The sequence below is a fragment of the Achromobacter sp. JD-1 genome (assembly GCF_038594925.1).
GTDB classification, from domain to species: Bacteria; Pseudomonadota; Gammaproteobacteria; order Burkholderiales; family Burkholderiaceae_B; genus Achromobacter; species Achromobacter spanius_C.
This window is the reverse complement of record NZ_JBCGCS010000020.1, coordinates 14,901-28,629: the sequence shown is the minus strand read 5'-3', so window position 1 is coordinate 28,629 and position 13,729 is coordinate 14,901. Positions and strand designations below refer to the sequence as shown.

Here is a 13,729-nt window from a genome sequence, read left to right as displayed (position 1 = left end):
GCAAGAGCCCCGAATTTAAAGGGTTTGCAGCCCGTATGTTGCATGTCAAATATGACCGTGGTGTTGCACCGTCACCCCGTATACTCCGACGCGATTTCATGTTTTTTCACCCCTGCATTCACGTCTGAAGGCACCACTCTCGTCATGCGTCACATTGCGCAATTCAGCCTTGCCGTCTTGCTTGCTGCAAGCCAGATCGGACCGGCCGTCAGCACGGCCCATGCTCAACAGGCGGACAACCGTGTCAGCTTGAATTTCGTCGACACCGACATCCCCGCTGTACTGCGCGCGCTGTCCTTGTTTACGCATCGCAACTTCCTGGTGGACCCGCGCGTCAAGGGCAAGTTGACGTTGGTGTCGGACCGACCGGTGGATAGCGGGCAGGCGCTGGCCATGCTGACGGGGGCGCTGCGGCTGCAGGGCTTTGCCATCGTGGACGTGGACGGCGTGACGCGCGTGGTGCCTGAAGCCGACGCCAAGCTGCAAGGCAGCGCCGTGGTGGGCAATACACGGCCAGCGGCCGGGTCTGCATCAACCGGCGCGACGGCCAGCGCCGCGGCCGGCAATGCCACGCGCGGGCCGGTGCCCGTGTCGGCCTTTGCCAAAGGCGGTGGCAGCAGCGGCGAGATGCTGACGCGCGTTTTCCCGCTGAAGTACGAGAACGCCGCGAACCTGGTGCCGGTGCTGCGCCCGATGGTGCCGCCCAACAACCCCATCAATGCCTACCCCGGCAACAACACGCTGGTGGTCACCGACTACGCCGACAACCTGGAACGCATTGCGCAGGTGATCGCCCGTATCGACGTGCCCAGTTCCATCGATACCGACGTGGTGCCGGTGCAATCCGGCATCGCCACCGACATCGCCATCCTGGCCTCGCAATTGTTGGACACGCAAAGCAGCGACCCCACGCAGCGTATCGCGGTTGTGGCCGACCCGCGCAGCAACAGCGTGCTGGTGCGCTCGGGTAGCCCGGCGCGCACGCGTCTGGCGCGCGACCTGATCCTGAAGTTGGACGCGCAGCAAAACCGCGCGGGCAACCTGCATGTGGTCTACATGCGCAACGCGCAGGCTTCGCGTATTGCCGAGGTGCTGGGCGGCCTGTTGACCGGGCAGGCCAATTCCGCGCCTGGCGCGTCGGGCGGCGCCAGTAGCGCCACGGGCGGTTCGCAGGGCGGCGCACGCACGCAGAACACGTCCGCCGGCGCTGCGCAAAGCGCGCAAGGCATGGCGGGGATGTCGGGATCGTCGGGTTCGTCCAAGGGCGGTTTGTCTGGCGAGCAAGAGCGCATTGCGCGCGAAGACAACAGTTCGCAAGCCGTGTCGTATTCGGCGGGCGGCGCCACCATACAAGCCGACCCCGCCACCAACTCGCTGATCATCTCCGCGCCCGAACCGTTGTACCGCAGCCTGCGCGAAGTGATCGACCAACTGGACCAGCGCCGCGCGCAGGTGCTGGTGGAAAGCCTGATCGTTGAGGTCAGCGAAGAAAAGGCCGCGGAATTCGGCATTCAGTGGATGACGGGCGCCGGCAACATCAACAGCAACGGCACGAGCTTCATCGGCGGCACCAATTTGGGCGGCAGCGGCATCACGGGCAATGGCCCGACGTCCATCGACGCCCTGGGCGGCGGCCTGAGTCTAGGCGTGGTCAAGGGCACGGTGGACGTGTTGGGCAACCAGGTCATCAACCTGGGTGTGCTGGCCCGCGCCATGCAGAACACGGGCGAAGCCAATATTCTGTCCACCCCGAACCTGCTGACGCTGGACAACCAGTCGGCCAGCATCCTGGTGGGCAAGACGGTGCCGTTCGTGACCGGCCAATACGTCACGTCGGGCAGCAACGGCAGCTCGAACCCGTTCCAGACGATTGAACGCGAGGACGTGGGCTTGAAGCTGAACATCCGCCCGCAGATTTCGGAAGGCGGCGCGGTCAAGCTGGACATCTACCAGGAAGTCAGCAGCATCGACGAAAGCCGTTCCAATTCCACCAGCGGCATCGTGACCAACAAGCGCGCCATCGACACCAGCGTGTTGATCGACGACGGCCAGATCATCGTGTTGGGTGGCTTGTTGGAGGACAACGTGACCTTGACGTCCAACAGCGTGCCCGGCCTGGGTTCGCTGCCGGTGATCGGGTCGCTGTTTCGCTACGACACGCGCAAGCGCACCAAGACCAACCTGATGGTGTTCCTGCGGCCCTACGTGGTGCGTGACGCCAACCGCAGCGCCAGCGTCACCATGGACCGCTACGACTACATGCGTCGGGCGCAGGGTGCCACGCAGCCCGGCCACCACTGGGCGCTGCCCGATATGCAGGCGCCGATGCTGCCGCTGCCCGGCGCCGCGCCGTCGGTGTCGAACAACGCCTACGACCTGCGTCCGGAGCAGCAGGCCGCCACGCTGCGCCGCCCGCCGCCCACCACGGTGCAGTCGTTCGCGGTGCGACAGTATCCGGGTAGCCTGCCCACGGGCAACGCCGCCTTGCCGATCCACGTGTCCAGCACCTTGATGCACAGCGTGGCGGTGGACCCCGAGTCGTTGCTATGAGCGCGCATCCCTTGCCCTACGCCTGGGCGCGCGCGCAGCGGGCCGTGCTGTCGCTGCGCGCGGGCCAGGTGCAGTTGACGGTCAGCCCGCGCACACCGGAATGGGCGGTGCAGGAAATCCGGCGCTGCCATGGCCATGTGGCGCTGGCGCAGGTGGACGACGATGCGCTGGAAACCTTGTTGACGGCGGCATACAGCCATTCCGAAGATGCCGCGTCCGTGATGGGCGTGGCGGAAAACGAGATTGACCTGGACCGCCTGCTGCAAGACATGCCCGAGGTGGCCGACCTGCTGGAAGCGCAGGACGATGCGCCCGTCATCCGCATGATCAACGCGCTGTTCGCGCAGGCCGCGCGCGACGGCGCCAGCGACATCCACATTGAGCCTTTCGAAACGCATTCGGTGGTGCGCTACCGCGTCGACGGCACGCTGCGCGATGTGGTGTCGCCGCGCAAGGCCCTGCACGCGGCCTTGATTTCGCGCATCAAGATCATGGCGCATCTGGACATCGCCGAAAAACGCCTGCCGCAAGATGGCCGCATTGCGCTGCGCGTGGGCGGCCGGCCCATTGACGTGCGGGTGTCGACCCTGCCCACGGGGCATGGCGAACGCGCCGTGCTGCGCTTGTTGGACAAGGAAGCGGGGCGGCTGCAATTGGAGCGCCTGGGCATGTGCCCCGAGGTGCTGACGCAACTGGACCGCCTGATCCGCCAGCCGCACGGCATTGTGCTGGTGACGGGGCCCACCGGCAGCGGCAAGACCACCACGCTGTACGCCGCGCTAAGCCGCCTGGACGCGGCCACCAGCAACATCCTGACGGTGGAAGACCCCATCGAATACGACCTGTCCGGCATCAGCCAGACGCAGGTCAACGCGAAGATCGACATGAGCTTCGCGCTGGCCCTGCGCGCCATCTTGCGGCAGGACCCCGACGTCATCATGATCGGCGAAATCCGCGACCTGGAAACCGCGCAGATCGCGGTGCAGGCCTCGCTGACCGGCCACTTGGTGCTGGCCACGCTGCACACCAACGACGCCGTATCCGCCGTGACGCGCTTGACGGACATGGGCGTGGAACCCTTCCTGTTGGCCTCGTCGTTATTGGGTGTGCTGGCGCAGCGGCTGGTGCGCAAGCTGTGCCCGGAATGCAAGACGCCGTCGATGCTGGATGGCGTGCGCGTGTTCCATCCCGTGGGGTGCCCGGCCTGCAATCACACTGGCTACAGTGGGCGCTCAGGCATCCACGAACTGTTCACCGTGGACGACGAGGCGCGCCGCTTGATCCATGAAGGCCGCGATGAACGCGAGCTGCGCGTGGCCGCCATGGCCGCCGGCATGCGCACCATGCGTCAAGACGGACAGCGCTGGGTGGAAGGCGGGCAGACCTCGCCCGAGGAAATCGTGCGGGTCACGCGCGACGCCTAGCGCTGCGGACAGCCCCGGCTACTTGCCGGCGCGAAACACCACCGTGTCGCCCGAGCGGCGGCCCAGCGTGGACATCAAGCCGTCCAGCGCGGCCCGCTGTGCGGGCGTGGCCGCGTCCGCGAAGGTGGCGCGGCCCTCGAAGCGCACGCCGCGCGGGCCGGCGTTGCCTTGGCCCGTGACCGCCAGCAGGCCGCTTTCCGTGCTGAGCGTCAGCGTGGCGCCCGCCTTGCCTTGGCCCTGCACCCGCAGCAGATACGTGCCAACCGGGGCGATGGACGTCAGCGCGGTGCCGGCATTGCGCCAGCGCAGGTCGGCGATCTGGCCGTTTGGCAAGTTGCCGCCAAGGCGCAGCGCCTGCCAATTGATTTCCAACATGCCTTCGGGCGCCAGCGTATTCCAGGGCGCGCCCAAGGCGGGCAGCACGGTGGCGGGCACCCGCAGCGACTGCGCCGGTATGAGCAGGCCATTCCAGGCGACGCGCGCGCGCAAGGGGCCTTGCAGCCAGGGGTGAGTGATGGCCAGCGCCATCGTGTCCCAATGCCATTCCCATTGCACCGGCTGCGGCAACACGCGCTGCGAGCCGGGCGGGCCCAAGGCCACCCAGGCGCTGCCGTGCCATACCGTGCCGCTGGCGTCCGCCAACGAGACGAGCGCATCCTCCGACGGCATGGCCAGCAACCAGCGCGCGGGCAGCACGCTGACACCCGCCGCAACCGCACAGGCAAAACTTGTCAGCCAAAGCGCGGCTGACCGCTTGTTCAAACGCGGCAACGCCATCAGCGGGCTCCCGGTTGCTCGGGCAGTGTCAGCGTGATGTGGCCGTTGACCAAGCCCGGCAGCGGTCGGCCATTGGGATTGGTGGCGCGGGTCAATTCCACCTGCTGCGTGCTCAGGCCCCAGTCTTGCCCGGCACCGTCCAACCAGGGCAGCAGGGCGGATGATGGCGCCTGGTTCAAGCGCAGTTGCAAGCCCTTGCCGGACTCGGGCGCGTCCAGGGTCCACATCGCCGCCGGCAAGCCGGCGCGTTCCAGGCTGGTGCTTACCTCGGCCGGCGTGGGCAGGGACGCCACGGGCGCGGCGGATCGTTGGCGCAGCGCGCGGGCCTGGGCCGTCAGGTCGGCAACGGCGGCAGCCTGGCCACGCAAGAGGGGCAATTCGGTATGCAGTTTGCGCATCGTGTTCAGGGGCGGTTCGATCAGCGTGACAAAGACCACGGCCGCGCCCAGCAGCGCGCCGGCTGCCGTGACCAGACGGCGTTCGCGAGGCGCCAGCGCCTGAAAGCGTAGTCGGGCGCGGGCAAGCGTGGGATCGACGGCTTGGCGCAGACGGGCGCGGGCGGTTTGCCAGCGGGCTTGCAGGCGGGTGTGCAGAGGCGTTTGCGAGGGGGGATGCAGACTCGTCTGCCGGCTTTCAATCGGGGCGTTCATGGTTGTTTGCGCACGATGCGCCAGGTGTTGTCGGTATCGCCGCGTTCCAGCTTCAGGCCCAAGGCGGCGGCTTGCTGGATCAGCGCGGGGGTTTCGGCTACGCGCTGCGCGTGCTCGCCGGACTCGGCAAGGGTCAGGGTCAGGGCCTGGTCCGCGTAGGTCAGTCGCGATACCTTGTCGGCCGCGAACGGCAGCAGCTGCGCGGTGGCGCGCGCCAAGGGCAGGAAGTCCGCCGCGTTGGCCGCGCCGCGATTGGCCTGTAGCGCATCCAGTCCTTGCTGGGCCTGGCGCGGCGGGTCCAGCACGACCGGCAGGTCGGGAAACGCGGCCAGCACCTGCTGGCGCATGCCCGCCGTCAAGGCTTGCGCTTCGGCGCTGAGCCGCGAGGCGTAAAGGTTCAAGCCCGCAATCCAGACCACGGCCGCCGCCGCGCCCCAGCGCCACACCGGACGCCAGCGCGAGACCTGGGCCGGCGCCAACTGCGGCATGGCCAGCGACCAGGTGGGCGACGGCGCCTGCCAACGCGGGTCGGCGGGGTCGCGCAGGGGCTCGGACGACGTGGGGGCCAACGTCTGCGGTGCGATCAGCGCATGGGCGCGCAGGCCGTGGGCATTCAGCAGGCCCCAGGCGCGCCGCACCGGTTCACGGGGTGACCACGCCAGCGTCACGCTGCCATCGGCGGCGCGCGCGCTGAACCCGATGGCCAGCGCGTCCAGGTCGCTTAGCACCAGAGGCTCCAGCGCGCTGTGCACCGCAGCGGTAAAGCGGGCGCGTGGCACGGCGGGAATGCGCACCGTGGTGGCGATGACGTCGGCCGGGTGCAGCACCGCTTCGCAGGCGGCGTGGGGGTAGGCGTTGCCCAGGGCGCGCACGCTCAGTTCGCCCTGTTGGACGCAACGTCCGCGCCGGTCGAACCAGGCATAGGACAGGGGCGAGTCGGCGCTGAATTCGTCCAAGGGGGCAAGCGCGATGCGCAAAGCGTTCTTCAAGGGATTTCTCTTGTCCATATCGTTTCGGGCGCGGCGGGCGGCGCGCTGCGCACCAGGGCTTGCATGGCGACTCGCGCGCGTTCGTAGACGACGGTGCCGCTGGCCATGAACCAGCCGCTGGCGGTGGTGACGGTGGGGGCGGTCGCCTCTACGCCGGTGCCGGCAAGGCGGTTGCTGAAGTCGCCGGCGTTGTTGAACCAGTTGCCACGGTCGCGTTCGCCCGTCATGGAGCGCGCCTGGCTCAGCGACAGCCCCGGCACCAGGGCGGCGATGACCTCGGCGGGCGCGGTGTTGACGTTGACGCTGGTGGCCACCGGCAGCACCGTCATCGTGCGGCGCATTTCATTGCGCACGGCGGGCTCCAGCCCCAACTGAGCGGCAATTTCATCCACGCCGCGCGGCAGCGGCGCGCGCGCATCCGGGGTGGCGGCGGGCTGGCCCTTGGCGCCCGACGGCGCGTCGGCCGCCAGGGCGGGCGGCTGCGCCAAGGCAATGATGTCGGTGATCTGAGCGGCCAGCGTGTCCGGCAACTGCTGCGCGGCCAGCAGGCGACGCAGCACTTTTTCCTGCTCGGGTTGCGGCACGCCGTTGCGCGCCAGGTTGCTCAGGTTGTACTTGCCCTGTTCGTCTTGAACGCGGCCCGAGAACACGGCGACGCGGTCGTCGCCGGGGCGTTCGATGCGCGTGTCCAGGATGGGCGTGGCCCATATCTGGTCGCCGCGCGTGGTGGATTCGCGCTTGCCGTGGTCGCGGATGACCAGGCGCGCCCAGTCGATGCCGCCCGCCAGCATGACGCGGGCCTGCACGCGCGACATCTCGTTTTCCACCCGCCGCGTGCTGGCGGTCTGGCGCTGGAACAGGCTGGTGGTCAGCGCCGCCACAATGGCCACGATGATCAACGCACTGATGACCGCCGCGCCGCGTTCCTTCAGGGTAGGGCGGGGCGTCATGGCAGCTCCAGAATGCGCGTGTAGCGCTGCGGCGCGTTGGCCGCGCCGCGTTCCAGCGTGATCTCGATGCCGGTGGGCGCCGTGCCGAAGCTGGCATTGGCGTCTGCCCAACCCACGCCCGGCACCCAGGCGCGCAGGCTCAACACGCGCACGCCGGGCAGCAGCAGCACGGCGTTCACGGCGGCGGGCAGCGGGCTGCGCGGCGCGGGCGGCCCGCTGACGCGCCACAGGCCGTCCGCCCGCACCTGCCATTGCACGCGCTGCCACAGGCCATTGCCGTCGGCATCGGGGCGCAGCAGTTCCAGCGTCTGCCCGCCCGTGTTCTGGCGCAGCAGGCGCAGCCCGCTGGTCAGCGCAACGGCGTCCTTGCCGGGCGCATCGAAGCGCGGGCCGGTATAGGACAGTTCCACGTCGCGCGCCATCTGGCCCAAAGTCCGGACGATGGCGTCGGTGTCTTCGGCCTGCTGTTCGATGCGGTCGCGCGCGCTGGATACGCTGGCCAGCCCGCGCCAGGCCATCAGGCTGACCAGCGCCATCAGCGCCAGCGCAACCAGCACCTCGATCAGGGTGAAGCCTGTCTGGCGAGCGCGCTTGGCGGGTGAGGGCAATACGCGGCGCATCGTCATCGCAGGCTGGACAGCAGGCCGTCCAATTGCAGCAGCACGGCGTCAGGCCGGCCCGACGCGGCGTCATGGACGTTGACTGACACCTGCCGGAAGCTGCGGTTCATGGAATTCGTGAAAACCAGTTCGCACTGCAACGCGCGGCCGCCTTGCGGGCAGGGCACGGTCTTCGACCCGGCGCGCGGCAAGCTCTGTTCCAGCCGCAACTGGGTCAAGGCATTCTGCGCGGCCAGCAGCGCCAGCGTCTTGTCCTGCAAGGCGCGGTTGTTGGCGGTCATGACGCCGGTGGCGCGCAGCGCGGCCGCCATCGCCACGGCAATGATGGCCAGCGCCACCAGCACTTCAATCAGGGTGAAGCCGCGTTGGTGCCGGGTTTGCTTGGCAGGCGGGAGAAAATCACTGGATGTCATAACGGCCGGCGGCGTCGCGGTGCAGGGTGACCTGGTCATCGCCCGCGCGCAGGGTCAGCGTGATCGGGTCGGCGACCCATTCGGTGTTGAACACCAGCGGTCGGTCGGGGGTCAGGGTCAGGTGGACGACGCCCGCCTGCCACGACTGCGGGCGCAGCATGTCGTCGTGCTCCAGGTGGTCTACCGGCACGGGCACGTTTTCGTCGGCGCTGGGGCCGGGCAGGCGCCCTTGGCGCTCGAACGACCAGCCTTGGTCGTCGGCCAGCCAGCGGATGGACCGACCGTCGCTGCGGGCTTCGCTTTGCGCCACGGTGAATGCATCGGCCAGGCGTTCGGCGTCGGCGCGCAGGCCGTTGTCGCGCTTGCCGATGGACAGGCTCACCATGCTGGCGGCAATGGCCACAATCACCAGCACCACCAGCACTTCGACCAGCGTGAAGCCGCGCTCAGAGCTCCCAGGAACCGATGTCGGCATCGCCGTTTTCTCCACCGGGCTTGTTGTCGGCGCCAAACGAGAACACGTCGATGTCGCCCTTCACGCCCGGGCTCAGGAATTGATAGGGGTGACCCCAGGGGTCGTTGGGCAGCTTGTCCAGGTACCCGCGCCAGTTCGACGCGCCATCCGGCTTTTCAGCCAGCGCGCGCAGGCCTTGCGCCGTGGTCGGGTAGCGGCCGTTGTCCAGTCGGTACAGCTTCAAGGCCTGCATGATGCCGGCGATGTCCTGGCGCGCCGCCACCTGCCGCGCCTGATCGGGGCGGTCCAGCACGCGCGGCACGATCAGCGCGGCCAGAATCCCCATGATCACAATCACCACCATGATCTCGATCAGGGTGAAACCTTGCTGACGGGCAAGCCCGCGCGGTAGCTGACGCACTTTACGACTCCGGTCCTCTAGTAGAAGCCCGGAATTGTGGACATGAAATATGACAGTAATGCTTGCGTTGGCGGGGCCAGGAGGAAAACCGCAAATATTGCGGCTTCCCACAACTGGCGGGCGATTTGGCTTTGTGTCTATACTTTCCGCATGCCTTGTCTTGGGTCCCAGGATTGGGGTCCAACACGCCGATAAAGGAAGCGCATATGCGTTCCACCATTTCTCATAGCGGGCTGGTCGCTTTCATTGTGGAAGGCGCTCGAGCCGACAGCAGTCGTTCCCTGCACCTGCTTCGCGCTATCGAAGACACGGTAGCCAGCAACGAAGTGCTGGCCAACACCTTTGAAACGATCTCAAGAAATGCTTCCGATGTGGCGCACGCGATCTGCCGCTCGCCCGCAAGCGAACGGCAGGTGCTGGACCGCGAGGGCGTATTCCAGGCCGCGTTTGATGACACGCTGGATGTGCTTGCCGAACTGGGGCGCATGCTTGAAGAAAAGCGCCTGGCGGCCTTGGCGGACCATGAGCTTCAAGATGGCGATGGTGTGGTGGAGTCCTTCGATAAGGCAATTATTCAAGTGAAAGATGCCTTTTCCCACTTGCACGACTTGAAGTGGGCCGTCATGGAAAATGATGCAGACGTGGCGGCTGTGGTCGTGGGCGGCCCGCAGGACGACGTCGAAGCGTTTCTGAAATCTTTGGGTCGATAAGTTTGGCGTCCATTCTTATTCGGTCTCTTGCCAGGAGAGAGACGTTCGATCGTGACTTTCGCAGGGCTCCTCTCGAAATCCAGAATGCCGCAAAGAATGCCATTCGCGATTTGGTGCGTTATCCCCAACCTAACAAGCTCAGGCTTCATTCAATTACTGGCTGCTTCGATCCTCGCATATTGAAAATTGACGTGTTGCCCAACAAGTCTTGGCAGATTACGTTCGAAATGGAGGGCTCCGTCGCCATCTTGCGTCGTTTGGGTACGCATCGGCTTATTGATCGAAAGCCATGAAGCGCACCTGGATATGACAGTAATGCTTGCCGCTTATTCCACCCAGGGAGTTTGCGCCCCGATCTCACGCAGGCGGGCGTCGTCACCCTTCAGGCGTTCCTGCCACTGTGCCTGATCTTGCTGTCACAAGGGGCCAACGCGCGTCAGCAGTTTGACCGTGCCGTGCGCGACGAAGTCGACGCACCCGCTACCGCGCTGCGTTACGACGTGACCAACATGGGCACGGCCGCCGGCATGGTGCGGCAGGGGCTGGGCGTGAGCGTACTGCCCCGCCTGGCGCTGCCCGAGCTGAACCTGTCCGGCCTGCGCTGCGCGCCGTTGGGCGATGCGTCGGCACGGCGCTACATTGGATTACTGCACCGGCGCGACCGCTCGCTGTCGCCCGCCGCGCAGGCCTTGGTGGCGCAGTTGGAAAACGTCATGGCAGGGGTCCTGCCCAGCCTGTTGCCCTTGCCGCCGCTAGGGAAACCCGCCTGATCCAGCAGGTCTTACCTTTGCGTATCGCGGCGGCTTTCCCCACCCCTGCTACCATGGCCCCTCTACAAGGAGCGGTAATGGCTACAAAAGAGAAGTCTTCGACTGGTTTGGCGGCGTTGGTTGAAAAGGCGCTTCAGCAGAAGAAGCTGGCTGCCGCCACACAAAAGCCGACGGGGTCGTCCCTGTCGAACATGGCGGGACGCAAGCAAATGGGGCGACCCGCAGGCCGCAAACGCTGATTCATTTCACGTTGGCAATTCCCGCCGGCGCCTCCAGCGCGGCGGGCGTTGCCAGTTTGTTCAATCTTCCCCCTTGCTCCACCGTCACGGCGTCTGCCGCGATATCGCGCAGCACGATGCCTGGCGCCACTTCGGTGCCTACCCGCCACGCCAGGGGCGGGCCGCCGTCCACGCTGAGCACCGCCGCGCCATCCGGGCCGGCCGCGATCAAACCCAGCACGCTGATCTGCGTGCGCATCACTTCATCCTTCCCAAACCATAAGGCCACCGGCATGTTGTCGGCCGCGCGCGGCGGCGCGGCTGATACGGCGGGCGGCAACGCGCCTGGACGCGGCGCCAGCAATATCGCCCCCCACACCCCCACGCCCGCCGCCAGCGCCAGTACGGCAAGCACACGCAGCGCGGCGGGCGCGGAAGGCAGGGAAGGGCGCAAGGTAAGAGACATGGGTGTACAGCGAAGGGATACAAGGGAAGGCCACAACGGCCCACAACGCGCCCGACTATAGCGGGGCTGCGTGACAATTACGCGATAGCGACAGCGTCCTGGCGCAACACGCCAACATCGGCCCGGCATCAGCGCAACCGCCGTGCGGGCGGATTCAGCTTCCCTACAGTTTTTTGTCATTCCGCTTACACGGCGCGTATCTAGCATGCGGACACGCTCGGCTTGAACGCTTGAGCATCCATCCGAACCAACAGGGAAACCGCATGCAAGACATGAATCAAGCCAATCGCCGCCGACTGCTGAAGATGCTGGGAGGCGCGCCGATGCTGCCGATCAGTGGGGTCAGCATGGCGGCGTTGCTGGCCGGCTGTAATTCAAGCGATGACGATGACGACGCAACCGGCTCGCCGCCCGCCACGCCGGTCACCTTCACGTCTGCCTCGTTTACGTCCATGCCCGCGCCCACGCTGGCCAACCCGGAACTGATGGCCCGCACCACGGTGAGCTCGGCCATGAATCTGATGTTCAGCGATGGCTCCAAACGCACGGTGGAACTGGGCTACGAGCCGTTCTTCATCACGGGCGACAACGTGCCCGACGGCAAGGGCGGCGTCGCCATTGCCGGCGGCTATTTCAACCTGGCCGGCGCGCCCATCATGGACAATTCGGTGCCGGCCCAGGCGCGCCAGTTCTTTTCGAACTGTCCGGACGGTACGTCGTTGTTGGCGCTGTCGGCCCCCACCACCGTGCCGGGCGTCGCGGGCAACGCGCTCTACGCGGTGGTGCAGTTCGAATATCAATCGAAGGACCAGGCCGGCAATGACATGTATGGCTTGCTGCCGTCGCCTATCGCCGTGTTGACGCTGTCGCAAGACCCCAATACGGGCAAGCTCAGCCTGGTGAAGTACAGCAATGTGGACACCTCGTCGGTGCATGGGCTGTGGATCACCTGCGGCGCCAGCCTGTCGCCGTGGGGCACGCACCTGTCCAGCGAAGAGTACGAGCCGGATGCGACCACGGCGGCCGGCTCGGCTTCGTTCCAGGCCTATAGCAACAACCTCTATGGCGATCCCAACCAAGCCAACCCGTACCACTACGGCCACCTGCCGGAAGTGACGGTGCACCCTGACGGCACCGGCACGATCAAGAAGCACTACTGCATGGGCCGCATCTCGCACGAGCTGGTGCAGGTGATGCCTGACCAGCGCACCACGCTGATGGGTGACGACGCCACCAATGGCGGTCTGTTCATGTTCGTGGCCGACCGCAAGGCCGACCTGTCGGCCGGTACGCTGTACGTGGCGAAATGGACGCAGACCTCGGGCACGGGTCCCGGCGCGGGCACACTGACCTGGATCAAGCTGGGCCACGCCACCAGCGCCGAGGTCAAGGAACTGGCCGACCAGCTTACTGCCGCCGACATCATGGACGTGCGCACGGTTGACCCCGCCGACCCCACCTTCACGAAGATCCGCTACAGCGGCCACGACAACTGGGTCAAGCTGCAGCCGGGCCGCCGCCAGGCCGCCGCCTTTCTGGAAACGCATCGCTACGCGGCGCTGGTGGGGGGCACGCTGGCCTTTACCAAGATGGAAGGCACCACCGTCAACATCAAGGACAAGATCGCGTACAGCGCCATGTCGCGTATTGATTCGTCCATGACGGACGGCCTGGTCGCGGGCTTCAAGGTGGAAGCCAATTCCGCCGGCGCCGTGTATCAACTGCATCTGCAAGCGGGGCAGGTGGATACCGACGGCGGCGTCATCGACAGCGAATGGGTGCCGGTGAACATGGCCGCCGTGCCCGAGCTGATTGGCAAGCCGCTGGCCACGCCGGATGCGTTGGGCAATACGCACAACGCCGACTTCGTGTCCAACCCCGATAACCTGAAGTTCTCGGAAAAGCTGCGCACGCTGTTCATAGGCGAGGATAGCGGCGGCCACGTCAATAACTTCCTGTGGGCCTACAACATCGACACCAAGGCCTTGTCGCGCCTGTTGTCGTGCCCGGTGGCGGCGGAATCCACCGGCTTGCAGGCGGTGGATGAAATCAACGGCTGGACCTACATCATGAGCAACTTCCAGCACCCGGGCGATTGGGGCGGCGTGCATGCGGTGGTGCGGCCCACGCTGGAACCGCTGATCAAGGCCAACTACAAGGACGGTTTTGGCGCGGCGGTGGGTTACCTGACGGGCGTGAAGATCGGCGCGTAAGCGTACGGCCGCTGTCAGCGGCTGACATTGCGGCACCAGGGGACCGGTACGCCGGTCCCCTGATTCATTCATGGCATCCGTACCAACAGGAATCATTTCACAGG

General features: G+C 66.4%; 14 protein-coding genes. 5 read left to right on the top strand and 9 right to left on the bottom strand.

Annotation, left to right across the window (positions count from 1 at the left end; translation table 11 throughout):
• The first annotated feature begins 144 nt into the window (after window positions 1–144).
• Together gspD and gspE are read left to right on the top strand one after the other, a co-directional pair.
• Window positions 145–2,550 (top strand): type II secretion system secretin GspD, encoded by a 2,406-nt coding sequence (gene gspD / locus WBR68_RS24570; protein ID WP_050449740.1) that lies wholly within the window; start codon window positions 145–147, stop codon window positions 2,548–2,550.
• Window positions 2,547–3,974, top strand: a complete 1,428-nt coding sequence (gene gspE / locus WBR68_RS24565; RefSeq protein ID WP_230695507.1) for a type II secretion system ATPase GspE — start codon at window positions 2,547–2,549, stop codon at window positions 3,972–3,974. The genes gspD and gspE overlap by 4 nt, the downstream gene beginning before the upstream one ends.
• A gap of 18 nt (window positions 3,975–3,992) precedes the next feature.
• On the opposite strand, the gene gspN is transcribed toward gspE, so the two are convergent.
• The 8 genes from gspN to gspG are packed head-to-tail and all read right to left on the bottom strand — an operon-like array spanning window position 3,993 to window position 9,248.
• On the bottom strand, window positions 3,993–4,751 hold the full coding sequence (gspN, locus tag WBR68_RS24560) for a type II secretion system protein N (RefSeq protein WP_230695506.1): 759 nt from the start codon (window positions 4,749–4,751) through the stop codon (window positions 3,993–3,995).
• A complete protein-coding gene (gene gspM, locus WBR68_RS24555) occupies window positions 4,751–5,401 on the bottom strand; it encodes a type II secretion system protein GspM (RefSeq protein ID WP_230695505.1) in 651 nt (216 codons plus the stop codon). Before gspM ends, gspN begins: the two co-directional genes overlap by 1 nt.
• Window positions 5,398–6,390, bottom strand: coding sequence for a type II secretion system protein GspL (gene gspL, locus WBR68_RS24550; RefSeq protein WP_230695504.1), 993 nt, complete (start codon window positions 6,388–6,390; stop codon window positions 5,398–5,400). Before gspL ends, gspM begins: the two co-directional genes overlap by 4 nt.
• Window positions 6,387–7,340, bottom strand: coding sequence for a type II secretion system minor pseudopilin GspK (gspK, locus tag WBR68_RS24545; protein ID WP_230695503.1), 954 nt, complete (start codon window positions 7,338–7,340; stop codon window positions 6,387–6,389). Before gspK ends, gspL begins: the two co-directional genes overlap by 4 nt.
• The gene (locus WBR68_RS24540) at window positions 7,337–7,966 is read right to left on the bottom strand and encodes a PulJ/GspJ family protein (RefSeq protein WP_230695502.1); all 630 of its coding nucleotides are present in this window, start codon (window positions 7,964–7,966) and stop codon (window positions 7,337–7,339) included. Before WBR68_RS24540 ends, gspK begins: the two co-directional genes overlap by 4 nt.
• On the bottom strand, window positions 7,963–8,373 hold the full coding sequence (gene gspI / locus WBR68_RS24535) for a type II secretion system minor pseudopilin GspI (protein ID WP_127184247.1): 411 nt from the start codon (window positions 8,371–8,373) through the stop codon (window positions 7,963–7,965). The genes WBR68_RS24540 and gspI overlap by 4 nt, the downstream gene beginning before the upstream one ends.
• Complete coding sequence (gene gspH, locus WBR68_RS24530; protein ID WP_230695501.1) at window positions 8,360–8,848, bottom strand: type II secretion system minor pseudopilin GspH; 489 nt, start codon at window positions 8,846–8,848, stop codon at window positions 8,360–8,362. Before gspH ends, gspI begins: the two co-directional genes overlap by 14 nt.
• Entirely contained in the window at window positions 8,820–9,248 is a 429-nt protein-coding gene (gene gspG, locus WBR68_RS24525; RefSeq protein ID WP_050449346.1) for a type II secretion system major pseudopilin GspG, read from the bottom strand. Before gspG ends, gspH begins: the two co-directional genes overlap by 29 nt.
• Window positions 9,249–9,421: 173 nt before the next feature.
• Here gspG and WBR68_RS24520 point away from each other — a divergent pair, with 173 nt between their 5' ends.
• The gene (locus WBR68_RS24520) at window positions 9,422–9,958 is read left to right on the top strand and encodes a hypothetical protein (protein WP_230695500.1); all 537 of its coding nucleotides are present in this window, start codon (window positions 9,422–9,424) and stop codon (window positions 9,956–9,958) included.
• Window positions 9,959–10,302: 344 nt separating this feature from the next.
• A complete protein-coding gene (locus WBR68_RS24515) occupies window positions 10,303–10,728 on the top strand; it encodes a LysR substrate-binding domain-containing protein (RefSeq protein WP_230695499.1) in 426 nt (141 codons plus the stop codon).
• 240 nt (window positions 10,729–10,968) lie between these two features.
• Here the strand turns inward: WBR68_RS24515 and WBR68_RS24510 are convergent, their stop codons facing one another.
• Complete coding sequence (locus WBR68_RS24510) at window positions 10,969–11,412, bottom strand: hypothetical protein (protein ID WP_050449344.1); 444 nt, start codon at window positions 11,410–11,412, stop codon at window positions 10,969–10,971.
• 263 nt (window positions 11,413–11,675) lie between these two features.
• Between WBR68_RS24510 and WBR68_RS24505 the strand changes: the two genes are divergently transcribed.
• Entirely contained in the window at window positions 11,676–13,625 is a 1,950-nt protein-coding gene (locus tag WBR68_RS24505; protein WP_050449343.1) for a PhoX family protein, read from the top strand.
• Window positions 13,626–13,729: the final 104 nt, after the last annotated feature.

Excerpts from the sequence above, each read along its gene's own strand:
- gspD (WP_050449740.1), top strand. The coding sequence starts at position 145 with ATGCGTCACATTGCGCAATTCAGCCTTGCCGTCTTGCTTGCTGCAAGC.
- gspE (WP_230695507.1), top strand. The coding sequence starts at position 2,547 with ATGAGCGCGCATCCCTTGCCCTACGCCTGGGCGCGCGCGCAGCGGGCC.
- gspN (WP_230695506.1), bottom strand. The coding sequence starts at position 4,751 with ATGGCGTTGCCGCGTTTGAACAAGCGGTCAGCCGCGCTTTGGCTGACA.
- gspM (WP_230695505.1), bottom strand. The coding sequence starts at position 5,401 with ATGAACGCCCCGATTGAAAGCCGGCAGACGAGTCTGCATCCCCCCTCG.
- gspK (WP_230695503.1), bottom strand. The coding sequence starts at position 7,340 with ATGACGCCCCGCCCTACCCTGAAGGAACGCGGCGCGGCGGTCATCAGT.
- WBR68_RS24540 (WP_230695502.1), bottom strand. The coding sequence starts at position 7,966 with ATGACGATGCGCCGCGTATTGCCCTCACCCGCCAAGCGCGCTCGCCAG.
- gspI (WP_127184247.1), bottom strand. The coding sequence starts at position 8,373 with ATGACATCCAGTGATTTTCTCCCGCCTGCCAAGCAAACCCGGCACCAA.
- gspH (WP_230695501.1), bottom strand. The coding sequence starts at position 8,848 with ATGCCGACATCGGTTCCTGGGAGCTCTGAGCGCGGCTTCACGCTGGTC.
- WBR68_RS24510 (WP_050449344.1), bottom strand. The coding sequence starts at position 11,412 with ATGTCTCTTACCTTGCGCCCTTCCCTGCCTTCCGCGCCCGCCGCGCTG.
- WBR68_RS24505 (WP_050449343.1), top strand. The coding sequence starts at position 11,676 with ATGCAAGACATGAATCAAGCCAATCGCCGCCGACTGCTGAAGATGCTG.